The organism is Streptomyces venezuelae, assembly GCF_008642375.1.
GTDB classification, from domain to species: Bacteria; Actinomycetota; Actinomycetes; order Streptomycetales; family Streptomycetaceae; genus Streptomyces; species Streptomyces venezuelae_G.
Window position 1 is genome coordinate 8,055,028 of sequence record NZ_CP029194.1, and the last position, 23,837, is coordinate 8,078,864.

Genomic DNA, 23,837 nt, shown 5'->3' on the forward strand with positions numbered 1-23,837 from the left:
CGTATCGCGGCCCCGGCGGACGCCCCGCACGTCGTCCCGCCCGTCGTGCGGCCCTCGGCGAAATCCGTTGCGAAGATCGACAACGGGTCGTGATGATCAGCCGCATGCCCACCTTCACCTCGTATGACGGGACCGAGCTCGCCTACCGGACGCAGGGGGAGGGCGAGCCGCTGATCTGCCTGCCCGGCGGCCCCATGCGCGACGCCGCCTACCTCGGCGACCTCGGCGGACTCGCCGCCCACCGCACCCTGGTCGTGCTCCACGCCCGCGGCACCGGAGCGAGCGCCGAGCCCGCCGACCCCGGCACGTACCGCTGCGACCGCCAGGTCGGCGACGTCGAGGCCCTCCGCGCCCACCTCGGCCTGGACCGGATCGACCTCCTCGGCCACTCCGCCGCCGGAAACCTCGCCACCCTGTACGCCGCCGCCCACCCCGAGCGCGTCCGTTCCCTCGTCCTCGTCACCTCCAGCGGGTGGGCGCTCGGCCTCGGCACCACCGACGAGGAGTGGGACGAGGCCGTCGAGATCTTCGCCGACCGGCCCTGGTACGCGGAGGCGCGCGCCGCACTCGGCACGATCGGCCCCGACACCCCACTGCCCCGCGTCCTGGAGATCGTGGCGCCCTTCGCCTACGGCCGCTGGGACGAGGCCGCCCGGGAACACGCGGCGGCGGCGGAGAAGCAGATCCGCTGGGAGGCCGCCTCCGCCTACCACGGCGAGGGCGCCTACGACCCGGAGTCCACCGGGCGCGCGCTCACCGCGCTCAAGGCACCGGTGCTGATCCTGGCCGGGGAGTACGACGCCGGCCCCACCCCGGCCAGGGCCGCCGAGATCGCGACCCGCTTCCCCGACGCCGAACTGGTCGTCCAGGCCGGAGCCGGGCACTTCCCCTGGGTGGACGACGCGGAGGCCTTCGTCCGCCCGGTCGCCGCCTTCCTCGACCCGGAGGTCCGCTCGGTCACCGTGGACGGCGTACGCCTCGCCTACCGGGTGAGCGGGCCCGCCGGCGCCCCGCCCGTCGTCCTCGTCCACGGCCGCGGCGAGAACGGCACCGGCTGGCACGGCATCGCCGATGGCCTCGCCGCCGACCACCGGGTGTACGCCCCCGACCTGCGCGGGCACGGACTGAGCGACCACCCCGGCGGCTACGGCTTCGAGGACCTCCGCGACGAACTCGGCGGCTTCCTGCGCGCCCTCGGCCTCGCCGGGGCGACCGTCGTGGCGCACTCGATGGGTGCCGGGGCCGCCTGCCTCCTCGCCCAGCGCGAACCCGGCCTGATCGGCCGTCTCGTCCTGGAGGAGCCGCCCGTCTTCTTCCCGCTCGACCCGCCCCGCCCGGTCGCCGAGCGCCCCGAGGGCCCGCTCGCCCTCGACTGGGAGGTCGTCACGACCACCGACGCCCAGCTGAACGCCCCCGACCCCGCCTGGCGCGAGGGCCTCCGCACGATCACGGCCCCCACGCTCGTCCTCGCCGGAGGCCCGTCCAGCCACCTCCCCCAGGAACACCTCACCTGGCTCACCGAACGCATCCCCGGAGCCCGCCTGGTCACGATCGAGGCCGGGCATCTGATCCATGATGCCCGGCCGGTCGAATTCCTCGCCGCACTCCGGGAGTTCGGCGTCTAGCGGGTGTCTTCGGCCGCCGCCCGTAGGCTCTAGGTCCGGTCCTCGGTGGCGGTGGCCGCTCCCGCGTCCGCCTCGACCGCCACCGAGCGGGCCCAGCGGTAGTCCGCCTTGCCGCTGGGGGAGCGCTGGATCCGGTCGGTGAGGACCAGCTGGCGCGGGACCTTGTAGCCCGCCAGGCGCGGGCGGCAGTGGTTCTGCACCGCCTCCAGGTCCAGCGGCGGGGCGTCCGCGCGGAGCTGGACGACCGCGGCGACGTGGTTGCCCCAGCGGGCGTCGGGGACTCCGGCGACCAGGGCGTCGTACACGTCGGGGTGGGACTTCAGGGCCTGCTCCACCTCTTCCGGGTACACCTTCTCGCCACCCGTGTTGATGCACTGCGAGCCCCGCCCGAGGACGGTGACGACGCCCTGCTCGTCTACGGTTGCCATGTCGCCGAGGAGCACCCACCGCACGCCGTCCTTCTCGAAGAAGGTCTCGGCGGTCTTGGCCGGGTCGTTGTAGTAGCCGAGCGGGACGTGGCCGCGCTGGGCCAGGCGGCCGATCTCGCCCGTCGCGACGGGCTCGCGGGTGGCCGGGTCGACGACCTGGGTGCGTTCGTTGACGTGGAGCCGGAAGCCCTTGTCCGGGCCGGAGTCGTCCGTCGCGCGGCCGTTGGAACCGGACTCGGTGGAGCCGAAGTTGTTGAGCAGCAGCACGTTCGGCATGAGCTCCTGGAGCTGGGCCCGGACGGTGTCGGACATGATCGCCCCGGAGGACGACAGGCTGAAGAGCTGGGAGAGGTCGGTGCCCTTGAGGGGGCCGTGCAGGGCGTCCACGAGCGGGCGCAGCATCGCGTCGCCCACGAGGGAGATGCTGGAGACCTTCTCCTTCTCCAGGGTGCGCAGGACCTCCTCCGGCACGTACTTGCGGTGGAGGACGACCCGCTGGCCGTAGTTGAAGGCGATGAAGGCCGTCAGCGTGGAGGTGCCGTGCATCAGCGGCGGCGCGGGGAAGAAGGTGATGCCGGGGCCGCCGGCCGCGACCCGCTCGGCCAGCTCCTCGGGGCGCTTCACGGGCTCGCCCGAGGGTTCGCCGCCGAACAGGCCCGCGAAGAACAGGTCCTCCTGGCGCCACAGGACGCCCTTCGGCATGCCGGTCGTGCCGCCGGTGTAGATGATGAAGAGGTCGTCTCCGGAGCGCGGGCCGAAGCCCCGCTCCGGAGAGCCGGCCGCCTCGGCCTCGGCGTACGGTACGCAGTCGAGTGCCGGCGCTCCCTCGGGCGGGGTCCCCACCCGCACGAGGTGCCGCAGCTTCTCCGCCTGCGGCCGCGCCGCCGCCACCCGCTCCGTGAACTCGGCGTCGAAGACGAGCGCCGCCAGGTCGGCGTCCCGGTAGAGGTAGACGAGCTCCTCCTCCACGTACCGGTAGTTCACGTTGACGGGGACGATCCGCGCCTTGAGGCAGGCGAGGACCGTCTGCAGGTACTCGACGCCGTTGTACAGGTGGAGGCCGAGGTGCTCACCGGGGCGGATGCCCGCGTCGATGAGGTGATGGGCGATCCCGTTGGCCGCGGCGTCGAGTTCGGCGTACGTGAGGCGCCGTTCCGCACCCGTACCCGGGTGATCGACGTACACCAGAGCCTCGCGGTCCGGGACCACGTCGACCACCGATTCGAACAGGTCGGCAAGGTTGTACTCCACCGTTCCTCCTGATCCCGGTTCGCGCTGACTCGTACGGGTGCGCAGTGACGTGGCGGTCATTAGAGCGCCGACCGGCGACGGGGGGAAGGGGGTGCGCAGAAGAATCTGACTGAGTGTCAGAAAACTATTGAACTGGACCCCCCACTCCTGCAACCTGTTCCAGAACTGGAGACGGGAGACCCCATGGGTGGCACCGAACACCTGGACGTGCGGCGCGAAGGCGCCACGCTCGTCCTCACCTTGAACCGGCCCGAGGCCAAGAACGCCCTCTCGCTGCCGATGCTCGTCGGCCTCCACGACGGCTGGCTGGAGGCCGACGCCGACGACGGCATCCGCTCGATCGTCCTCACCGGCGCGGGCGGCTCCTTCTGCGCCGGCATGGACCTCAAGGCCCTGGCCGGCAAGGGCATGGAGGGCGAGCAGTACCGGGACCGGCTGAAGGCCGACCCCGACCTGCACTGGAAGGCGATGCTGCGCCACCACCGCCCGCGCAAACCCGTCATCGCGGCCGTCGAGGGGTACTGCGTCGCCGGCGGCACCGAGATCCTCCAGGGCACCGACATCCGCGTCGCGGCCGCCTCCGCGACCTTCGGCCTCTTCGAGGTCAGGCGCGGCCTCTTCCCCATCGGCGGCTCGACCGTCCGGCTGCCCCGCCAGATCGCCCGTACCCACGCCCTCGAAATGCTCCTCACGGGCCGCCCGTACACCGCAGAGGAAGCCGCCCGCATCGGGCTCGTCGGCCGGGTCGTCCCGGACGGCACGGCGCTGGAAGCGGCCCTCGACATCGCCGAACGGATCAACGCGTGCGGGCCGTTGGCGGTCGAAGCGGTGAAGGCGTCCGTCTACGAGACCGCCGAGATGACCGAGACGGAGGGGCTGGCCGCCGAGCTGAAGCGGGGGTGGCCGATCTTCGACACGGCGGACGCGAAGGAGGGGGCGAGGGCGTTCGCGGAGAAGCGGACGGCGGTGTATCGGCGGGAGTGAGCTTTCCCCACCCCGCCCCTTCCCGCAACCGGGGGCTCAGCCCCCCCGGACCCCCGCGCCTCAAACGCCGGCGGGGCTGACATTCCGCCCCCCTGGCCGGAACATTCAGCCCGCCCGGCGAGGCACGGCCGGAGGCCGTACGGGGGCCTGGGGGCTTGCCCCCAGTTCGGGAAGGGGCGGGGTGGGGGAGAAGGCCCCGCGCAGCGGCCCCAGCGCATCCACCACCACCGACCAGCCACCAAGGAGCCCGCCCATGACCGTCACCCCACCGCCGGAAATCCTGCACGCCCCCCTCGTCGTCGAGTTCCCCTTCACCCGCTCCCTCGGCCCCGTCCAGTCCGCCTTCCTCACCGGGCTGCGCGAGCGGACCGTGCTCGGGGTGCGGACCGATGCCGGTGAGGTGCTCGTCCCGCCCGTCGAGTACGACCCCGCCACCGCCGCCGAGCTCCGCGAGCTCGTCGAGGTCGGCGCCACCGGCACCGTCACCACCTGGGCCTGGAACCCCGAGCCCCGCGCCGGCCAGCCGCTCACGACCCCCTTCGCCTGGGTCCTCGTCCGCCTCGACGGCGCCGACACCGCCCTCCTGCACGCCCTCGACGCCCCCGGCCCCGAGGCCGTCCGCACCGGACTGCGCGTCCGGATCCGCTGGGCCGCCGAGCGCTCCGGCGCCATCACCGACATCGCCTGCTTCGAGCCGTACGAGAGCGGGACGGCGGCCGAAACCGTCCCGCACACCGGCGAGTTCGACGACCCCGTCACCGGCATCGTCGCCCCCGCCCGCCTCGACTACACCTACAGCCCCGGCCGCGCCCAGACCCGCTACCTCCACGCGCTCGCCGAGCGCCGCACCGTGGGCGAGCGCTGCCCCTCCTGCGCCAAGGTGTACGTGCCTCCCCGGGGCGCCTGCCCCACCTGCGGGGTCGCCACCACCGACCAGGTCGAGGTCGGGCCGCGCGGCACCGTCACCACGTACTGCATCGTCAACATCAAGGCGAAGAACCTCGACATCGAGGTGCCCTACGTCTACGCCCACATCGCCCTCGACGGCGCCGGCCTCGCCCTCCACGGCCGCATCGCCGGCATCCCCTACGACGAGGTCCGCATGGGCCTGCGCGTCGAACCCGTGTGGAGCGAGGACGGCCGCTACCCCGACCACTACCGGCCCACCGGCGAACCCGACGCCGACTACGACACCTACAAGGAGCTGCTGTGACGCCGCACCACCGGCCCGCACGAGAGGTGGCGATCGTCGCCTTCGCCCAGAGCCACCACCGCCGCCGCACCGACGACCTCTCCGAGGTCGAGATGGTCATGCCCGTCCTGCACGACGTGCTCCGGCAGACCGGACTCAAGGCCTCCGACATCGGGTTCACCTGCTCCGGCTCCTCCGACTACCTCGCAGGACGGGCCTTCTCCTTCACCATGGCCCTCGACGGCGTCGGTGCCTGGCCGCCCATCTCCGAGTCCCACGTCGAGACGGACGGCGCCTGGGCCCTGTACGAGGCCTGGGTGAAGCTCCTCACCGGGGAGGCCGACACCGCCCTCGTCTACTCCTACGGGAAGTCCTCGCCCGGTTCCGTACGCGACGTCCTCACCCGCCAGCTCGACCCCTACTACCTCGCCCCGCTCTGGCCCGACTCCGTCGCCCTCGCCGCTCTCCAGGCCCAGGCGCTCGTCGACGCGGGCCACACCGACGAAAACGCCCTCGCCGCCATCGCCGAGCGGAGCCGGACCGACGCGGCGGCCAACCCGCACGCCCAACTGCCCGGCACCCGCCCCCAGGGCGAGTACGTCGTCCGGCCCCTCCGCACCGGCGACTGCCCGCCCATCGGCGACGGCGTCGCCGCCGTCGTCCTCGCCGCCGGCGACCTGGCCCGCGAACTCTGCGAACGCCCCGCCTGGATCCGGGGCATGGACCACCGCATCGAGGCCCACTCCCTCGGCGTCCGCGACCTCACCGACTCGCCCTCCACCCGCCTCGCCGCCGAACGCGCCGGAGCCTTCGACCTCCCCCATGGCCTTAAGGGCATGGGAGGTGCCCCCGCCGTCGACACCGCCGAACTCCACGCCCCCTTCACCTCCCAGGAGGTCGTGCTCGCCAAGGCCCTCGGCCTCGACGCGAGCGTCCGGATCAACCCCTCCGGCGGCGCGCTCGCAGCCAACCCCGTCATGGCCGCCGGCCTCATCCGCCTCGGCGAGGCCGCCGCCCGCATCCACCGGGGCGCCTCCGACCGCGCCCTCGCCCACGCCACCTCCGGGCCCTGCCTCCAGCAGAACCTGGTCGCCGTCCTGGAAGGGGACCCCCGTGCCTAAAGAGCCCGTCGCCGTCGTCGGCATCGGCCAGACCAAGCACGTCGCCGCCCGGCAGGACGTCTCGATCGCCGGACTCGTCCGCGAGGCCGCCGTCCGCGCCCTGGCGGACGCGGAGCTGACCTGGGCGGACATCGACGCCGTCGTCATCGGCAAGGCCCCCGACTTCTTCGAGGGCGTGATGATGCCGGAGCTGTACCTCGCCGACGCCCTCGGCGCGGTCGGCAAGCCCATGCTCCGGGTGCACACGGCCGGATCGGTCGGCGGCTCCACCGCGCTCGTCGCCGCCAACCTCGTCGCGGCGGGCGTCCACCGGACCGTCCTCACCCTCGCCTTCGAGAAGCAGTCCGAGTCCAACGCCATGTGGGGCCTCTCCCTGCCCGTCCCCTTCCAGCAGCCGCTACTCGCCGGGGCCGGCGGCTTCTTCGCCCCGCACGTCCGCGCCTACATGCGCCGCACCGGCGCCCCCGACGCGATCGGCTCCCTCGTCGCGTACAAGGACCGGCGCAACGCCCTCAAGAACCCCTACGCCCACCTCCACGAGCACGACCTGACCCTGGAGAAGGTCCAGGCCTCCCCGATGCTCTGGGACCCGATCCGGTACTCGGAGACCTGCCCGTCCTCGGACGGCGCCTGCGCCATGGTCCTCACGAACCGCGCCGGGGCGGCCCGCGCGCCGCGCCCGGCCGCCTGGGTGCACGGCGGCGCCATGCGCAGCGAGCCCACCCTCTTCGCCGGCAAGGACTTCGTCTCGCCGCAGGCGGGCCGGGACTGCGCCGCCGACGTCTACCGGCAGGCCGGCATCACGGACCCGAGGCGGGAGATCGACGCCGTCGAGATGTACGTGCCGTTCTCCTGGTACGAACCGATGTGGCTGGAGAACCTCGGCTTCGCCGAGGAGGGCGAGGGATGGAAGCTCACCGAGGCCGGGGTGACGGAACTCGACGGCGACCTGCCCGTGAACCCCTCGGGCGGGGTGCTCTCCACCAACCCCATCGGAGCCTCCGGCATGATCCGCTTCGCCGAGGCCGCACTCCAGGTACGCGGCGAGGCGGGCGAGCACCAGGTGGAGGGCGCGCGGCGGGCGCTCGGACACGCCTACGGAGGCGGCGCGCAGTTCTTCTCCATGTGGCTGGTCGGGGACACCCCGCCCGCCGGCTGAACCGGGCGCCCGGCCGGGAGCCGCCTAGGCTGGCTCGCATGAACGCCGAACGCGACCTGACCCGACTCCTCGCCGGAATGCGACCGGAACTCGCCCCCGGGCGGTACGTCTTCACCACGGTGGCGGGCCCCGCCGCCCCGGCCGGGGTCGCCCCCGTCGTCACCGTGACCGAGAGCGAGGGGCTCACCCTCGTCGTACGCCAGGAGGAGGCGGACGCCGCCTCCCTCCCGTACGACTACGTCGCGGGGTGGATCACCCTGCGGATCCACTCCGCGCTCGACGCCGTCGGCCTGACGGCCGCCGTCGCGGGCGCGCTCGCCGACGCGGGCATGAGCTGCAACGTCGTGGCCGGGTTCCACCACGACCACCTCTTCGTGGAACACGCGCGGGCGGAGGAGGCGTTGGCCGTGCTGGAGCGCCTCACGGAGGGCGGCGACCTTCAGGGGCGTCCCTAGGGTTCCGCGCGGGACTCTGCTCTTGGTCTCCTTGAGGTCCCCCTCAGGGAAGCGGTGGCTTCACTGATCCCTCGTCGTGATCACCGGCGTTCTCCGTCTGCCTGGGCTGAAGCCAACTCAAGCTGCTCCAGACGCAGATGAGGACGTCAGCCAGTGAAGTCGTCGCACCGCAGGGCCACCGCCACCACCGTCTCCCTGCTCGCCGCCGCCGCGCTGCTCGTGCCGGCCGCCGTCGCCGCCGGGATCCCCGGGGCCGTGGCCGAGGTGCGCGACGCGCGCGGAGTGTGGCGCGGCAGCAGCGGAACCGCCGATCTGAGCAAGGGGCGCGCCGCCAAGGCCGGCGACCGGTTCCGTGCCGGGAGTGTCACGAAGAGCTTCACCGCCACCCTCGTGCTCCAACCGGTGGCCGAGGGCAGACGTAGGAACGCCCCGGCCGCTCGGGGTTCATGGGCTGCGTCGCCCGCATCTCCTGGAGCCCGGCGGGGCGGGGCCGGGGAGGCGCTCCTCCACGGTGGTCTCGGCCCGGAGGGCAACGCCAACACCTGTCCGGCCGACGGACCGGTCCTCGGACACACGGGCGAGGTGGTCGGATACCAGACCTTCAGCTTCACCTCCGCCGACCGCGAGCGACAGGTCACCCTGTCGGTCAACACCGGTCTGACCCTGTCCGACGCGGCGGCCAAGGCCGCGACGAAGGTGCTCTCCACCGCCCTGTGCCGAGCGGAACGAGCCGGACGCGCCGTCGTGCGCCCCTGGCTTGGGTGTTTACCCGTCCCTGTTCACCCCAACGGGCGTACGCTGGGGTTTTCGCGGGGCCACCCGCCCGGCACCCCGCACTGTGCGCCGGGCGCGCGCCCCCGGTGTGGGGGTGGAACGTGGTACTTGAGGACGGCAGGCCGGCCCGCAAGGGCTTCGGCCTTTTCGAACGCGAGGCGGCGCTCACGGCGGCCGAGGAGGCACTCGACCTCCTGACGGGCCTCGCCGAGGAGTTCCCCGCCCGGCCCGACCGGGTGCCCGCACCCCGCGAGCCCCGCGGCCCCCACCTCGTCGCCGTCCCCGACGGCACCCCGAGCCGTCCCGTCACCCTCCCGGGCCTGGATCCCGCCACCACCGGCCCGAGGCTCCTCCCCGCCCCGGCAGGCAACCCGGCTGACCGCACAGCGGCCGACAACACCCCGCCCGACGCGTCCGACAGCGCATCCGCCGACCGGCCCCGCGCCACCCGCCGCGGCGGCATCCTCGCCTACGCCGCCCCCGCCGGGCTCGGCAAGACCACCCTCCTCGCCGAGATCCGGCGCCTCGCCGGCGCCCGCGGCTGCACCGTGCTCTCCGCCCGGGGCGGCGACCAGGAACAGCGGGTCGCCTTCCACGTCGCCCGGCAGCTCCTCCAGCCCCAACTGGCCCACGCCTCCGACACCGAGCTCCGCGAGCGGCTCGGATCCTGGTACGACATCGTCGGCCCCGCCCTCGGGCTGCGCGCCACCGCCGCGGGGTCCCCGCCCGACCCGCAGGGCCTGCGCGACGGACTCGACTGGGTCCTCACCCACCTCGCCGTCCGGCGCGCCCCCCTCGTCGTCGTCCTCGACGACGCCCACTGGGCCGACCCGGAGTCCCTCGGCTGGCTCGCCGCCTTCGCCCCGCGCGCCGAAGAGCTGCCCATGCTCCTCGTCGTCGCCTACCGGCCCGACGAACTCCCCGACGAGGGAGCCGAGTTCACCGGACACCGCTCCGGGCAGCGGCCCCTCGGCCTTGACCCGCTCACCACCGACGCCATCGCCGCGCTGGTCCGCGACCGGGTCGGCGCCCACGCCGACGACGCCTTCTGTCGCGAGTGCTGGACCGTCACCTCCGGCAACCCCTTCGAAGCCGTCGAGCTGGCCGCCAAGGTCCGCGACCGGGGCCTCGAACCCACCGCGGGCGGCGCCCACGAACTCCGCGACCTCGCCGCCGCCCTCAAGGGCAGCGGCCTCGTCACCCGCCTCGAACGCCTCGGCCCCGCCACCGTGCGCCTCGCCTGGGCCTGCGCCGTCCTCGGCACCGAGATCTCCCCGCAGCTCGCCGGAGCCGTCGCCGGACTCGGCGACGAGGCCGTCGCCGACTGCGCCGGGCGCCTGCGCGAGGCCCGGGTCCTCGCCGAGGCCGACGGCCCCGACGAGCCCCTCCAGTTCGTCCACCCCCTCATCGCCACCACCGTCTACCGCTCCATCCCCGCCGCCACCCGCGTCGCCCTCCACGGCCAGGCCGCCTGGTGCGTCGTCGACGCCGGCCTCGGCTCCACCGCCGCCGCCCGGCACCTCCTGGAGACCCACCCCGAGGGCGACTCCTGGGCCGTCGGCCACCTGCGCGCCGCCGCCCGCGAGAACCTCCGCGCCGGCGCCCCCGACGCGGCCCGCCGCTTCCTCGCCCGCGCCCTGCGCGAGCCCCCCACCGCCGACGACCGGGCCGCGGTCCTCTTCGAGCTCGGCTGCTCCTCCCTGCTCACCGAACCCGCCACCACCGTCAACCACCTGCGCGCCGCCCTGGAGGAGCCGATCGCCGACCCGGCCCTGCGCCACGGCATCGTGTACCGCCTCTCCCAGGTCCTCGCCCACAGCGACCGCCTCGTCGAGGCCTCCGAGCTCCTCGGCCGCGAGGCCCGGCAGACCACCGACGCACGCAGCCGCCTCCGCATGCAGGCCGAGAAGTTCATGTGGGACGCCTTCCGGGCCGACGAACCCGAGTCGCCCGCCCGCTCCCGCCGCCTCGCCGCCCTCGCCGACCGGCTCACCGGCCGCGACCTGACCGAGCGGTACGTCATCGGCCTGCGCGGCTGGGACGCCACCCTGCGCGCCGAACCCTCCGCCGTCGCCGTGGGGCACGCCGAGCGCGCCCTCGAAGGCGGCCTCAGCTGGGCCGACGAGAGCCGCGGCTTCGAGGTCCCGGTCCTGACGGCCCTCACCTTCCTGTACGCCGACCGCCCCGGCCGCGCCGAGGAGCTGTTCGCCGCAGGCACCGCCGAGTTCGAGCGCCAGGGCTGGCGCGGGGCCCACCTCTCCTTCGCGTACACACTGCTCGGCTACATCCGCTACCGCCGCGGCCGCCTCGTCGAGGCCGAGGACTTCGTCCGTGCCGGACTGCGCCTCGCGGAGCGCGTCGGACCGCGCACCCCCGCCCAGTGGTACGCGGTCGGCGTCACCATCGAGGTCCTGCTGGCCCGCGGCCGGGTCGAGGAGGCCGACCGCATCGCCCGCGAGCACGACTTCGGCGAGCCCTTCCCGGCCGCCGTCACCTTCCCCGACTCCCAGACCGTCCACGCCGAGCTGCTGCTGGCCAGGGGCCGCACCGACGAGGCCGCCGCCGAGCTGGCCGCCGTCGGCCGCCGCCTCGACCCGCGCGGTATGCGCAACCCCGCCTGGTGCCCCTGGCAGCTCCACCTCGCCGCCGCCGAGGCCGTCACGACCCCCGGCAGGGCCCGGCGGACCGCCCAGGAGGCCGTCGCCCGCGCCCGGCAGTACGGGGCACCCTCCGCGATCGGCTCGGCGCTCCGGGTGCTCGCCGAGGTCTCCGCGCCCGCCGAGCGCGTGAAGATCCTGGAGGAGTCCGTCGACTGGCTCGACCAGTCACCCGCCGCCTACGAGCTCGCCCGCTCCCTCGTCGCCCTCGGCACCGCCCTGCGCCGCACGGAACGGGCCGGGGAGGCCGCCGAGCACCTCTACCGGGGCCTGGAGGCCGCCCAGGACTGCGGCGCCGACGGCCTGGTCGACGAGGCACGGACCGAGCTGGCGGCGGCCGGACTGCGCCCCCGGCCCCTCCACCCGGCCGGCACGGACACGCTCACCGCCCGTGAGCGCCAGGCCGCCGAGCTCACCGTCCGCGACCGGGACGTGGCCCTCCACCTCGGCGTCGACGCCGCCGCCGTGAGCCGGCTCCTCTCGGCCGTCTACCGGAAGCTGGGCACCGACCGCACCGGCCTCGGCCAGGCCCTGCGGAACACGGCCCGCCCCGGCGGGCAGCCCTGACCCGAGCGGGGCGCGCGGGGTGCGGCATCGCGCGCCGGGGCACGTACCATGGCCGTATGTCCTTCCTCCGCCGCCGCAGCGCCGCCACTCCCGCGGGCCCGGACTTCGACGTCCTGGCCATGGACCCGGGCGACTGGCCCGGCAATCTCGGCGCCGGTCTGCTGCCCGCCCCCGACGGCTCCTGCCAGGGCGTGTTCCTCCGGTACGACCTGTTCGGCGGCCGCGGCCCCGCGATGATCATCGGCAACCTCCCCGAGGGCTCCCCGGCGCGCGAGCTCGCCGACGGGCAGATCCCCTTCGAGGTCGCCCAGCTCCTCGCGGCCCTGGAGAACGACGAGCCGGTCGAGGTGCTCGACACCGAGGACGTCCCCGTGATGCAGGGCGACAACCTCCTCATCGTCCGCCGCCTCAAGCTCTCCGAGAGCCGCATCTCCTGCGTCCAGTTCGACCGCAGCGACAACGTCCTCGTGACGATCGCCAGTTGGGACCGGCCGATCACCGACGACCTGTACGCGCTGCTCAAGCCCCTGCCCGCCGAGCTGTTCCAGCAGGGCTGACGGGGAGCGGGGGCCGATGAGCGCGCGCGTCGACGCCTGGATCTGGGCGGTCCGTCTCACGAAGACCCGCTCGCAGTCCGCCGCGGCCTGCAGGGCCGGGCATGTGAAGGTCAACGGCGAACGGGCCAAGCCCGCCCAGCCGGTGAAGCCCGGCGACGAGGTCAGGATCTTCCACGGCGGCCGTGAGCGGATCGTCGAGATCAAGGAACTCCACACCAAGCGGGTCGGCCCGCCCGTCGCCGTCGAGGCGTACGTGGACAACAGCCCGCCCCCGCCGCCCCGCGAGCACGTCGCCGTCGCGGCCGTACGCGACCGGGGCGCGGGCCGCCCCACCAAGCGCGAGCGCCGCGAGATCGACGACCTGCGCGGCCGCCGCACCTGATCCGAAGACCCGAAGGCCTCCGGGAATCCCCCGGAGGCCTTCGGTGTGTGTCAGCGGGGTCCGGCTCCGAGGAGCTCGGAGATCCGCGCGGCCGAGGTGCCGAGACCCGCGGGTCCGCGCCGCAGCAGCGCGCCGCCACTGCCCGCGCGGACGTCCTCGGGGCCGTAACGCCGCACCTTCCGGTGCCAGTTGAGGACGCCCGCGAGCCAGTCCTCCAACTCCCGCAGATACGCGTCGAACGCCGCCCGCCCGGCCGCGTCGAGACCGAAGTCCTCGTGGAGCAGGGGGACTTCACGATGCTTCAGGTGCTCGTACTGGCGCAGCCGGCCCCGCATCAGATCGTCGACCATCGCCACCGCCGTCGGGTAGTCGCAGTCGAAGAACTTCTGGAGCACCAGAACGCCGTTGTGCACCTCGCCCTCGACCTCGATCTCCTTCTGGTACGAGAAGAGGTCGTTCACGAGCGCGCCGTAGTCCATCACCGCGTTCTCCAGGCTGCGCACGGTGCCCGACCGGAAGATCTCCGGGGGCAGCGTCCCGTCCCGCCGAAGCCTGGCCAGCAGCGTGGTGAGCTCGGACCCGAAGGTGCTGCGCCGCATCTCGATGTAGTCGACCGGGTCGGGCACCCGGTGCTGCACCACGTTGTGCATCTCCCACATCCAGCTGTCGAGCATCGCGTCGATCGACGCCCGCAACTGCGCCCGCGCCCCGGCGGCCATCGGAGCGGCGGTCCGCTCCCAGATGTCCGCGAGCGAGCGCTCCAAAGGATTCAGCGCGACCGCGGCACCTGTCGCGGGCTCGTCGAGCGGCATGCACGCCTTGAGCCGGTCGGTCTGCTCCTTCGCGCCCGCGAGGGAGCCCGCCCGCCCGAAGACGGACGGGTAGTAGTCGTCCGCGTACGTGCCCCAGGTCAGCCAGTCGGAGCTGAGGCACAGCTCCTCCAGGGACGCGTCCGGATCGAGCCCCGCCGAGCACAGCGCGAAGTCGAAGCCCTCCGCCAGCGGCCGGTCCCAGAGGTCGTCGAGGAGACCCATCCGCTCCGCCCAGTCGACGCTGTGCCGCCCTGCCTCCTCGTGGTGGGGACTGAGGGTCAGCGGGTACGGCAGGTCGAACTCCGGCACCAGCGACGGCCCCACGTGCTCGTGCGGCGTGTGGGTGAACGCCCGGTTCCGGGCGGCGGCCGGGCGCCCGAACAGGGTCCGGATGTCGAGCGCGGAGGTGCCGAGAACCCCGTCGAGCCGCGAAGGCCCCGCGACCATGCCCTCGTTCATGTACCGACTGGAGCGCATGTGCCACTCGTGACCGCCGGACTGCCAGTCCTGGAGCCCCTTCGCGTACGCCGCCACGGCCGCGCACTCGGCGGCGCTCATCCCCTTCTCGGCGGCGAGCAGCGGTACTTCGGTCAGGGCCGTGTTCTCGAACTGCTGGACCCGCGAGGTCAGGAGGTCGTTGACGGCCTCCGCCGCCTCCTGGGTCGTACAGCCGAGGAACTTCTCCAGGACCAGGACGCCGTTGCTGTTCTCGCCCTCGTCCTCCACCTCGCGCTGGTAGGAGAAGAGGTCGTTGCGCAGGTGCACGGCGTCCGAGAAGGAGTCCCTGAGCACGCGCAGCGGCCGGGAGTACGCCACCTGGGCGGGGACCTCGGCTCCCGCCGCGTACTCGACGAGACCGGCCGACCAGGGCGCGCCGCCCACCTTGCGGCGCATCTCGATGTACTCGACGGGGTTGGCGATCCGGCCGTCGTCGATGTTGTCGAGCTCCCAGAGCGACTCGTAGAGGAGGTGCTCCGTCGCCTCCGCGAACCGCACCCGCCAGCCCTCGGACATCGAGGGGACCGTCCGCCGCCAGAGGTCGGCGAGGCCGGCCTCCACGGGGTTGGTCGGCTCGGGCATGCCCGCCGCCGGGTCCGCCGGCATGAAGAGCGGCAGCCGGTCCAGATAGGCCTTGCCGCCCGCCCGGTCCAGGGTGCGCTTGAAGACCTCCAGGAAGTGGTCGTCGAAGAAGAAGACCCACGTGTACCAGTCCGTGACGAGGTCCAGGGCCTCCGCGTCGCAGTCGGGGTGGGTGTACGAGCAGAGCAGCGCGTAGTCGTGGGACTGGAGGTCGTGCTCCTCCCAGACGCCCGAGCCCTCCAGCATCCCCATCTCCCTCGCCCAGTCACGCGTGTGCGTGCGGGCGGTCTCCACATGGGGATTGAGCCGCGCCGGATACGGAACATAGAAGTCCGGCATAACGAAGGGCTGAGGCATTTCCTGAAGGGCCTTTCGGTGAGCACGTGCGATGACCGGCCCAGCCTTACCCGTCGCCCGGATGGCACACGCGATCTCCCGAATAGTCGTATGAACGCGGGCGGGGTGGTGCCGGAACGCTTCTCCGGCACCACCCCGCGCCTTTCGGCCACGCCTCCGTCAGCCCTGGGAAACCCGCACGTCAGAGGCCTTCACAAAGGCCACCCGATGGCCGAACTGGATCTCGTAGTACTCCTCCTGCCCCCGGACGACCGTATGCCCGCTGCTGTCGAACACCGGCGCGAAGTAGTACTCGCCCGGCGTGCGGTCACCCACCACGTACCGCTGACCCGCGAGCAGCTTGTACGGGAGCGGGGACACCGCCTGCACCGGAACCCCCGCCGGGTACGCCGAGGCCTCCGGATACGCCCGCCCGTAGACCGGCACCTCCGCGAGCCCCTCCCGGGGAGTGAGGACGAGCCCGCGCGCATTCACCGCCGCCGGCTCCTTCCGCGGGTTGTGGAACCACGCCTTCTGCCCGAGGTACCAGATCGCCGTCCACTCGCCCCGGCGCTCCGCCACCGCGAAGCTCTGCCCCGTCGAGGCACGCGCCCCGGTGTCGTTGACCCCGGTCGTCGAGTCCTGCCCGCCCGGCCGCAGCCCGATGTCCTTCACCAGGGGCGCGTCGGCGCTCGGCGCGGTGTGCAGGCGCACCGCCCCGCTCCCGTGCGGCGCACACACCTCGCCCGCCTTCACGCAGCCCGTGTAGACCGGCCGGTGAGCGCTGTAGTCGGGCCGGATCGTCACCACTCCGGCATGCGGACCGGCGCTCGGCGTGATCGGCCGGCCCAGCAGCTCGAAGTAGTGCGCCCAGTCCCAGTACGGGCCCGGGTCCGTGTGCATGCCCCGGATCGTCGAGGTCACCGTCCCCGGCACGGTGTCGTGCCCGAGGATGTGCTGCCGGTCCAGCGGGATGTCGTACCGCTGCGCGAGGTACCGCACGAGCCGCGCCGACGTCCGGTACATCGCCTCCGTGTACCAGGAGTCCGGCGAGGTGAGGAAACCCTCGTGCTCCAGACCCACCGACTTGGCGTTCACGAACCAGTTGCCCGCGTGCCAGCCGACGTCCTTGAGCGGCAGGTGCTGCGCGATGTGCCCGTCCGAGGAGCGCAGCGAGTACTGCCACGACACGTACGTCGGGTCCTGCACGAGCTTCAGGGTGACGTCCCAGGTCGCCTCGGTGTCATGGATGACGATGTAGTCGACCGACTGGGACGAGGGCCGGTCCGCCTTGTCGTGGTTGCCGTAGTCGCCCTCGCCGAACTCCTCGTACGGCGCGGGGATCCACTCGCACGCCACCGAGCGCGGGCACTCCACCGGACCGGCGGCGGGCCGGCGCAGCCCGAGCGCGCCGACCTGCTCCGTGGCGGGCGCCACCGTCGGGGCGGCCGTGAGCGTCACCCGCTGGCCGCTGTCCGTCGTGCGGGTCTCGCCGGTCCTGATCACGTCGAACACGTCGTTCGCGTACGTCGCGGCCGTCGCCCAGTCGTCGGCACCCGAGTAGCGCGCCACCGCCCCGTACCACTCGGCGGGATCGGCGCTCGCCGGCAGCCCGGACTCGCGCTGCGCCGCCGCGAGCAGCGCCGCCCCGCCCTCGATGTTCGCGGCGGTGGAGTCCCGCAGTTCCCCGGCCGGGATCCCGGAGAGCGCGGACGCCCGCTCCAGGGTCCGCAGCCGGCCCGGCAGCGCCTCGGGCGCGGGCCCGGCCGCGGGGGCGGGGGTGCCGGCCGTCGAACGGACCGGGCGCGAGGAGTCGCCGCGCGCGTCCTCCTCGCCGTCGGAATGATGCGGGGTGACGGACCCGGCGAGCGCCGTCACCGCGTCCGTCAGGTGCATCGGCCCGTAGCCGCCGGTCACGCTCGGCGCACCGCCGTGGGTGTCCCAGCGCGACTGGAGGTACGACACCGCGAGCAGGACGCTCTCGGGCACGCCGTGGCGTGCGGCCGCCCGCGCGAACTGTCCTTGGAGCGTGCCCGCCTCGGGCACGTCGGCGACGGCGGACGGAGCCGCGGACAGCAGCGGCAGCAGCAGGGCGGCGGACGCGACCGCGCCGGCCACCCTCGGCATACGGCGGGGGGATGACGGCGGGGCCGGGACACGTCTCCAGGACGCGGAACGGAGCAAGGCAGCCTCCAGGGGCGGGGGTGACACGGGGGCGTGCGGGACCGAACCCGTACAGGGGTATCGGGTCCCGGACGATCCGTCAATCACGCCTGCTCGCGCGGAAGTTCCCACGTCAGGACAGGAATGGAGGCCGTTCGGCGGAGTTTCGGGAAGACGGGTCCCGGGCCTGGGACGCGTCAGTGGAGTGGACCAATGGGGCCGCCTCCCGCGAGGTCCGCGGCGTGGACAAGACGGAGCGCCGTGTCCCGGTGTGTCGGCACCGGGCGCACGGCGCGCCACCCCCGTGTCGTCGGTCGGATCCGCCCCCTTCAGCGCGTTCCGACCGCCGCGCGCACGGCCCGCCGTGCCATGGCGCAGTCGTCGTGCAGCCGCCTCAGGAGCAGCCGCTGTTCCTCGCCGGCGGAGAGCGCACCGGAGGGCACCGGGACGGTACCGGCCGGGGGCGCCTCCTTGATGGTGCGCTGCACCGCCGTCTCGTACGTACGGATCTCCCGCGTCAGCACGATCATCAGGTTCACCAGGAAGGCGTCCCGGGAGGCCGGGCCCGCCTGCTGGGCGAGCTGACTGATCTGGCGCCGGGCCAGCGGTGCGTCACCGAGCACCGCCCACAGGGTCGCCAGGTCGTAGCCGGGCAGGTACCACCCGGCGTGCTCCCAGTCGACGAGGACGGGACCGGCGGGGGAGAGCAGGACGTTGGAGAGCAGGGCGTCACCGTGACAGAACTGCCCCATGCCCTGCCGCCCGCCCGCGTGCGCCAGGCCGTGCAGCAGCTTCTGCAGGTCGTCCCGGTCCCGGTCGGTGAAGAGACCGAGCTCGTGGTAGCGCGCGATCCGCGTCCCGTAGTCCAGCGGCGCGTCGAAGGTACCCGCCGGCGGGCGCCAGGAGTTGAGCCGGGCCACCGCGCCGAGCACCGCCCGGACGTCGGCCCGCGGCGGGGCCTCGACGGGGTGGCGCGAGAGCGCCGCCGCCCGTCCGGGCATCCGCTCGATCACCAGCGTGCAGTTCTCCGGGTCCGCGGCGATCAGCCGGGGCGCCCGCACCGGCGGACGGTGCCGGACGAAGGAGCGGTAGGAAGCTATCTCGTGCTGGAACCGCTCGACCCACGCGGGGGAGTGGTCCAGTAAACACTTCGCGACTGCGGTGGTCCGCCCGGTCGTCCCGACGATCAGGACGGAGCGGCCGCTGCGCCTCAGCACCTGGACCGGGTTGAACTCCGGGCAGATGCGGTGGACCGAGGCGATCGCCATCTTCAGCTGCGCCCCCTGGGGGCCGGACAGGTCGAGTCTCCCGCTCACCGGCTGGGTGCCGGTGCCGCCCGTCCAGCGCCGGGGCCGTACGGCCTGGGGCGCGGGGGCGAGGTACGGCCCGGCACCGGCCGGGACGACGCGGTGCTGCGGCCGGGGCGGGGCGGACACGGAGGACGATGCTGTGTACATGGAGGTGACAGATCCCTTCGTGGTCCGACGAGTTGCGTGCGTCGCCCCGCCCGCCCCCGGGTCCGCACCCTGGGGAATGAGGGCCGGTCGGCGGGGCGGGGTGGCGCGTTCCTACCTGACACCCGGGCGCGGGTGGCGGAACATCGGGCGCACCCTGGCGAACCCTGGCGAATAGTCGCCAGCCCTATGACAGGGGGCTACTGTCAACTCAGCCGAGAACCTGGGGGCTTAGACGTGACCGGACAAACCAACACCCGCCTGGCAGACCTGTTCGGCCTGGCCGGCTGGTCCAAGGGCGAACTCGCGAGACTCGTCAACCGGCAGGCGGCGGCCATGGGCCACCCCCAGCTGGCGACCGACACCTCGCGGGTGCGGCGGTGGATCGACCGGGGCGAGACCCCGCGCGATCCCGTACCCCGGGTGCTGGCAGCACTGTTCACCGAGCGACTCGGCCGTGTCGTGACCATCGAGGACCTCGGGTTCGTACGACACGGGCGCGCCGGAAAGCGGCAGGACGTCAGGAAAGACGACAACCCTGACGGGCTGCCCTGGGCTCCCGATCGTACGGCTGCGGTCCTCACCGAATTCACGGGAATGGACCTCATGCTCAACCGACGCGGCCTGGTGGGCGCGGGTGCCGCGCTCGCCGCCGGCTCCGCACTCAGCAGCAGCATGTACGACTGGCTGCAGACCGACCCCGCACGCAAGGCCACCGCCCAGCGCGCCACCGATCCCCTCCATGCCGACCCCGCCGGGTTCGACCGCTACGAGGCCGCCCCCATCGGGTCGGAGGAGATCGAGGCTCTGGAGCGGTCGGTGGAGGTGTTCCGCGCGTGGGACGCCTCGCGGGGCGGCGGCCTCCAGCGCAAGGCCGTCGTGGGCCAGCTCAACGAGGTGGGCGGCATGCTCGCCTATCGCCACGCCGACCACCTCCAGCGGCGCCTCTGGGGTGTCGCGGCCAACCTGGCAGTCCTCGCGGGCTGGATGTCCCACGACGTGGGTCTCGAACCCACCGCGCAGAAGTACTTCGTCATCGCCGCCCACGCGGCCCGCGAGGGCGGCGACCGTCCCCGGGCCGGCGAGGCACTGTCCAGGGCCGCCCGCCAGATGGTGCACCTGGGCCGGCCCGACGACGCCCTCGACCTGATGAAGCTGGCCAAGACCGGCGCGGGCGAGCAGATGCTGCCGCGGACGCAGGCCATGCTCCACACCATCGAGGCCTGGGCACAGGCATCGATGGGGCGCGGGCAGGCCATGAAGCGGACGCTGGGCGAGGCGGAGGAGCTCTTCATCTCGGACCGGGCGGACGTGGAACCGCCGAGCTGGATGCAGAACTTCGACGAGGCGGACATGCACGGCATGCAGGCACTCGCCTACCGGACCCTCGCCGACCACGACGCCACCGCGGCGGTCCCGGCGCAGCGTCACGCGCGGCTCGCGCTGGAGCTGCGCAAGGACGGCCACAACCGGTCGAAGCTCTTCGACTTCATCTCGATGGCGTCGGCCTGCTTCATCGCGGACGACCCCGAGCAGGCCGACCGGTATGCCCGCCTCGCCCTCGTCTCCATGGGGGAGACCTCGTCCCACCGGACGTGGCACCGGCTGCGGGAGATGTACCGGCTCACCGGGCAGTACGCGGGCTACTCGAGGATCGAGGACCTGCGCGAGGAGATCGAGCTGGCTCTGCCCAAGTCGCCGGTCAACCGGCCGAGAACGGGCCAGGCCTGAGCCCCACGCGGGGGCTCGGGGCCGCTCGCGGGGCAGGGACGGAGGCGGGTCGCAGTCGGCCGGACGCGCCGACGACCCGAAACCCGTGTGTGGGTTCCGGGGCGTTGATCGGCGCCCTCCCGGGCCCGGTGCCTCCGGTCAGCGTCCGACCTGGACCACCATCACGCATGCGTCGTCCTCGCGCGGCTCCTCACCGAACTCCTCGACGACCGCGCGCACGCACTCCTGCGCGTCCCGTGCCTCGGTGAGCCGGGGGCCGAGGGCGAGCAGCCGACGCGTGCCCGTGTCGTCCTGCGCGCCGCTGCCACGGGTCAGTCCGTCGGTGTGCAGCACGAGCAGGTCGCCGGGGAGCAACCGGGTCTCGGTCTCGCCGTACCTGCCGCCGGCCGTGGCCCCGAGCAGGACACCCTCGGGCCGCCGGAGGGCGTGCCCCGTCCCGTCGCGGAAGAGCAGCGGGGCGGGGTGGCCGGCCTGTGCCCAGGTCAGGGTCTGGGCGACCGGGTCGTAGCGGCAGCACATCGCGCTCCCGAGCGCGGGCTGCACGGAGGTCTCCAGGAGCTGGTTGAGGTGCCCCATCAGGTCCCCGGGGCGAATTCCGGCCACGGCCATGCCGCGCAGCGCGCCGAGGAGCATGGCCATGGAGGAGGTCGCGGCGACCCCGTGGCCCGTCAGGTCGCCGACGGTGAGCAGCGCGTCCCCGCCGGGCAGGGCCAGCGCGTCGTACCAGTCGCCGCCGATGAGGCCGGTGCTGGCGGCCGGCAGGTAGTGGGCCGCGACGTCGAGCGGGGCGGGGCCGTCGTGGGCGAAGCGGAGCGAGCCGCGCCACGGCGGGAGCACCGCTTCCTGGAGTTCGACGGCGACGCGTCGTTCGGCGCGCTCGATCTGGCGGCTGCGCTCCAGGCTGTCCCGGCTCTCGCGGACCGCCCGCTGGCTGCGGCGCAGCTCGCTGACGTCTCGTAGAACGGCCCACATGGAAGCGGTGCAACCGTCGGAGTCGAGGACGGGCTCACCCGTCATGTGGACGGTCCGCACGCGGCCGTCCGTCCGGACGATCCGGAACTCGCCGTCGATCGGCTTCCCGTCGATGAGGCAGTCGGTCACCAGGCCCTGGAGCACGGGCTGGTCCTCGGCGAAGACCATGGAGGGCAGCTCGTCCAGCGACATCGGGCCGCTCTCGGTGGGACGGCCGAAGATCTGGAAGAGCTCCTCCGACCAACTGACCTCGTCCGTGAGGAGGTTCCACTCGGCGCTGCCGACGCGGGAGAGCAGCGAGCCGGTGCGGGCCGGGGCGGCCTCGCCGTAGGCCGTGCCGGGGTCGGGCTCCGAGGCGAGGTCGAGGACGGGTTCGACCTCGGCCTCGGAGTCTGCCGTGGCCTCGGTCCCGGGTGCGACCCCCTCCGGCACGCCGACCCGGAGCTGCCCCAAGTGGGCTCCCAGATCGTCGAGTTGGTGCACGGCGAGGTCGCACAGGGCGCGCTGCCAGCGCTGCTGGGGGTCGTCGTCGTTCGCCACGGCGTCCCGGCGGACGGCGTCCACCTCGCCGCGCAGGCGGCGGGTCTGCGAGATCAGCGCGTCCACCGCGCCCGGCTCCGGCGGCTGGGCGGGACGGTCCGCGAACAGATGGGACGGCGGCATGTCGTACTCCGATACAGGCGCGGCGCGGCCAGGTGGGAAAAGGAGGCCTGCGGACGACTGTTGCACAGCCCGGGACAGCTCGTAAGGGATTTGGCAACACTCGATCCGGTGGTGCTTCTGGCATATGCCAACGGCCCGACGATTATCGGACAGGCCGCGACGCGTTACGGTGCGAGGGTGGTGATCGACGACGGAAACGGCACGGTGGGCACACGCGCGGCGGGCACGCGGGTGCGAGAAACGGGCACGCGTGCGAGCGGAGGAGTCGACGCTCGGCCTCGCGCGTATCCGGGTGCGGACATACGTCCGGGTGGGGGTGCGGGCGCGGGCGATGCCACGGCGAGTGCGGCCTCGGTGGGTACGGCGGTGCTGCTCGCGGCGGCGCCGGCCGGGCGGGGCCGCGCCATGGACGCCGCATCCGTGCTGCCGGTCCTCGCCGCCGTACCGCCCGGCGTCCTCACCGGCACCGCCGTCGCGACCGTCGTCGAACTCGCCGATCCGCTGGACCCGCAGACGGTCCTCACCCGCCTGCGCGCGGTCGCGGCGAGCCCCAGCCCACTCGTCGTCTTCCTCGCGGGCCAACTGCATCTGGACAAGCGACAGTTCCTGCCCCATCTCGCCCTCGCCCGCACCACCACGGCGACCCTGCGCTACACGGCACTGCCCTGGCACTGGCTCGCGGGCGAACTCGGCCGACGCCCCGCAGGCACCACGACCGTCGTCGCCGACCTCGCGGCGGACCCCGACGTCTGGCAGCGCCTCACCGCCGCACCGGACCTGCTGCAATTGGGCCCCGGCCCGCACCTGTACGGGCGCGTGACCCCCGCCCCGCGCCGGGGCGAGCCCGCGACCCCCGACTACCTCCGGGCCTGGGCCGAGCTCTGGCGTGCGGGAGCCCGGCCGCCGCTCCCCGCGATGCACGCCGAGGCCTCCGTGCGGGCGTCGGCGGCCCGCACGACCGCGTCGGAGCAGTTCCTCCTGGCACCCGCTCCGGCCGTCGCCCCCGCGCCCGTCGTCCCCGCTCCGGCCGCTGCCGCCGCCCAGGACCCGCATCCCGCGATCCTCGCCGCGGCCATGGCGGGACGCCACGGGGAAGCCGCCGCGGTGGCGGCCGCCTGGGAGAGCGAGGCACTGCGCCGGCACGGGCCCCGGTCCGCCGAGGCCGTGCACTGGACGGAGGTACGGGCCGACCTCGCCCGCCTCGCCGGCGAACCGGCCCGCAGCTGCGAACTGTGGCTGGCCGCCGCCGAGTCCAGGCTCGCCCTGCGGCAGCCGGCCGACGCCCCCGACGTCGAGGCGGCCGTCGACCGGGCCCACCACCAGTGGGAGCGGATCGACGACCGCACCAGGGCCGGCGCCATAGGTCCCGCGCTCGTCGCGCTGCGCGAGCGGGTCCCGGGCCGCCGGCCGGGAGCCCTCGACGCACTGCGCCGCCGCATGGGCTGAACCGCCCGTCGAGCAGGCCCCGTCCCGC

The 23,837-nt window shown here is 73.8% G+C and carries 18 protein-coding genes; 12 read left to right on the forward strand and 6 right to left on the reverse strand.

Translation table 11 applies throughout. The features are described 5' to 3' along the window. Positions 1 to 104 precede the first annotated feature (104 nt). Complete coding sequence (locus DEJ46_RS36585; protein WP_150273319.1) at positions 105 to 1,625, forward strand: alpha/beta fold hydrolase; 1,521 nt, start codon at positions 105 to 107, stop codon at positions 1,623 to 1,625. 29 nt (positions 1,626 to 1,654) lie between these two features. On the opposite strand, the gene DEJ46_RS36590 is transcribed toward DEJ46_RS36585, so the two are convergent. Then, positions 1,655 to 3,304, reverse strand: a complete 1,650-nt coding sequence (locus DEJ46_RS36590; protein ID WP_150273320.1) for an acyl-CoA synthetase — start codon at positions 3,302 to 3,304, stop codon at positions 1,655 to 1,657. A 183-nt stretch (positions 3,305 to 3,487) separates the two neighbouring features. Between DEJ46_RS36590 and DEJ46_RS36595 the strand changes: the two genes are divergently transcribed. The 5 genes from DEJ46_RS36595 (at position 3,488) to DEJ46_RS36615 (ending at position 8,215) form a co-directional block, all read left to right on the forward strand. Next, the gene (locus tag DEJ46_RS36595) at positions 3,488 to 4,288 is read left to right on the forward strand and encodes a crotonase/enoyl-CoA hydratase family protein (protein WP_150273321.1); all 801 of its coding nucleotides are present in this window, start codon (positions 3,488 to 3,490) and stop codon (positions 4,286 to 4,288) included. A gap of 253 nt (positions 4,289 to 4,541) precedes the next feature. Further along, complete coding sequence (locus tag DEJ46_RS36600; RefSeq protein ID WP_150273323.1) at positions 4,542 to 5,501, forward strand: Zn-ribbon domain-containing OB-fold protein; 960 nt, start codon at positions 4,542 to 4,544, stop codon at positions 5,499 to 5,501. Further along, the gene (locus tag DEJ46_RS36605) at positions 5,498 to 6,601 is read left to right on the forward strand and encodes a thiolase domain-containing protein (protein ID WP_150273324.1); all 1,104 of its coding nucleotides are present in this window, start codon (positions 5,498 to 5,500) and stop codon (positions 6,599 to 6,601) included. Before DEJ46_RS36600 ends, DEJ46_RS36605 begins: the two co-directional genes overlap by 4 nt. Next, a complete protein-coding gene (locus tag DEJ46_RS36610; RefSeq protein WP_150273325.1) occupies positions 6,594 to 7,760 on the forward strand; it encodes a thiolase domain-containing protein in 1,167 nt (388 codons plus the stop codon). The genes DEJ46_RS36605 and DEJ46_RS36610 overlap by 8 nt, the downstream gene beginning before the upstream one ends. Positions 7,761 to 7,798: 38 nt before the next feature. Further along, the gene (locus DEJ46_RS36615; RefSeq protein WP_150273327.1) at positions 7,799 to 8,215 is read left to right on the forward strand and encodes an ACT domain-containing protein; all 417 of its coding nucleotides are present in this window, start codon (positions 7,799 to 7,801) and stop codon (positions 8,213 to 8,215) included. Between the two features lie 146 nt (positions 8,216 to 8,361). Here the strand turns inward: DEJ46_RS36615 and DEJ46_RS40280 are convergent, their stop codons facing one another. Beyond that, positions 8,362 to 8,535, reverse strand: a complete 174-nt coding sequence (locus DEJ46_RS40280; RefSeq protein ID WP_223835555.1) for a hypothetical protein — start codon at positions 8,533 to 8,535, stop codon at positions 8,362 to 8,364. Between DEJ46_RS40280 and DEJ46_RS36620 the strand changes: the two genes are divergently transcribed. The 4 genes from DEJ46_RS36620 to DEJ46_RS36635 all read left to right on the forward strand — a co-directional run bounded on the left by DEJ46_RS36620 (position 8,498) and on the right by DEJ46_RS36635 (position 13,152). Then, entirely contained in the window at positions 8,498 to 9,187 is a 690-nt protein-coding gene (locus tag DEJ46_RS36620) for a beta-lactamase family protein (RefSeq protein ID WP_263411788.1), read from the forward strand. The two genes, DEJ46_RS40280 and DEJ46_RS36620, sit on opposite strands and share 38 nt — an antisense overlap. Positions 9,188 to 9,450: 263 nt before the next feature. After that, positions 9,451 to 12,213, forward strand: coding sequence for an ATP-binding protein (locus DEJ46_RS36625; RefSeq protein WP_223835540.1), 2,763 nt, complete (start codon positions 9,451 to 9,453; stop codon positions 12,211 to 12,213). Between the two features lie 56 nt (positions 12,214 to 12,269). Beyond that, positions 12,270 to 12,770, forward strand: coding sequence for a hypothetical protein (locus DEJ46_RS36630; protein ID WP_024757478.1), 501 nt, complete (start codon positions 12,270 to 12,272; stop codon positions 12,768 to 12,770). A 16-nt stretch (positions 12,771 to 12,786) separates the two neighbouring features. Next, positions 12,787 to 13,152, forward strand: coding sequence for an RNA-binding S4 domain-containing protein (locus tag DEJ46_RS36635; protein ID WP_150273330.1), 366 nt, complete (start codon positions 12,787 to 12,789; stop codon positions 13,150 to 13,152). A gap of 50 nt (positions 13,153 to 13,202) precedes the next feature. Here DEJ46_RS36635 and DEJ46_RS36640 read toward each other — a convergent pair whose 3' ends face one another. The 3 genes from DEJ46_RS36640 to DEJ46_RS36650 form a co-directional block, all read right to left on the reverse strand. Then, entirely contained in the window at positions 13,203 to 15,401 is a 2,199-nt protein-coding gene (locus DEJ46_RS36640; protein ID WP_150273332.1) for a terpene synthase family protein, read from the reverse strand. A gap of 159 nt (positions 15,402 to 15,560) precedes the next feature. Next, the gene (locus DEJ46_RS36645) at positions 15,561 to 17,507 is read right to left on the reverse strand and encodes an N-acetylmuramoyl-L-alanine amidase (protein WP_150273333.1); all 1,947 of its coding nucleotides are present in this window, start codon (positions 17,505 to 17,507) and stop codon (positions 15,561 to 15,563) included. Between the two features lie 365 nt (positions 17,508 to 17,872). After that, positions 17,873 to 19,000 (reverse strand): aminoglycoside phosphotransferase family protein, encoded by a 1,128-nt coding sequence (locus DEJ46_RS36650; protein WP_150273334.1) that lies wholly within the window; start codon positions 18,998 to 19,000, stop codon positions 17,873 to 17,875. Positions 19,001 to 19,234: 234 nt separating this feature from the next. On the opposite strand from DEJ46_RS36650, the gene DEJ46_RS36655 reads away from it, so the two are divergent. Then, entirely contained in the window at positions 19,235 to 20,728 is a 1,494-nt protein-coding gene (locus DEJ46_RS36655; protein WP_150273335.1) for a hypothetical protein, read from the forward strand. Between the two features lie 138 nt (positions 20,729 to 20,866). Here the strand turns inward: DEJ46_RS36655 and DEJ46_RS36660 are convergent, their stop codons facing one another. Continuing rightward, a complete protein-coding gene (locus tag DEJ46_RS36660) occupies positions 20,867 to 22,363 on the reverse strand; it encodes a PP2C family protein-serine/threonine phosphatase (protein ID WP_150273337.1) in 1,497 nt (498 codons plus the stop codon). A 354-nt stretch (positions 22,364 to 22,717) separates the two neighbouring features. Between DEJ46_RS36660 and DEJ46_RS36665 the strand changes: the two genes are divergently transcribed. Next, positions 22,718 to 23,809 carry a hypothetical protein gene (locus tag DEJ46_RS36665; RefSeq protein WP_150273339.1) on the forward strand — a complete coding sequence of 364 codons (1,092 nt, stop codon included), beginning with the start codon at positions 22,718 to 22,720 and terminating at the stop codon, positions 23,807 to 23,809. The last annotated feature ends 28 nt before the right edge of the window (positions 23,810 to 23,837 follow it).

Coding starts and splice junctions, on each gene's coding strand:
- DEJ46_RS36585 (WP_150273319.1), top strand. CDS start 105: ATGCCCACCTTCACCTCGTATGACGGGACCGAGCTCGCCTACCGGACG.
- DEJ46_RS36595 (WP_150273321.1), top strand. CDS start 3,488: ATGGGTGGCACCGAACACCTGGACGTGCGGCGCGAAGGCGCCACGCTC.
- DEJ46_RS36600 (WP_150273323.1), top strand. CDS start 4,542: ATGACCGTCACCCCACCGCCGGAAATCCTGCACGCCCCCCTCGTCGTC.
- DEJ46_RS36615 (WP_150273327.1), top strand. CDS start 7,799: ATGAACGCCGAACGCGACCTGACCCGACTCCTCGCCGGAATGCGACCG.
- DEJ46_RS36630 (WP_024757478.1), top strand. CDS start 12,270: ATGTCCTTCCTCCGCCGCCGCAGCGCCGCCACTCCCGCGGGCCCGGAC.
- DEJ46_RS36635 (WP_150273330.1), top strand. CDS start 12,787: ATGAGCGCGCGCGTCGACGCCTGGATCTGGGCGGTCCGTCTCACGAAG.
- DEJ46_RS36640 (WP_150273332.1), bottom strand. CDS start 15,401: ATGCCTCAGCCCTTCGTTATGCCGGACTTCTATGTTCCGTATCCGGCG.
- DEJ46_RS36645 (WP_150273333.1), bottom strand. CDS start 17,507: ATGCCGAGGGTGGCCGGCGCGGTCGCGTCCGCCGCCCTGCTGCTGCCG.
- DEJ46_RS36650 (WP_150273334.1), bottom strand. CDS start 19,000: ATGTACACAGCATCGTCCTCCGTGTCCGCCCCGCCCCGGCCGCAGCAC.
- DEJ46_RS36660 (WP_150273337.1), bottom strand. CDS start 22,363: ATGCCGCCGTCCCATCTGTTCGCGGACCGTCCCGCCCAGCCGCCGGAG.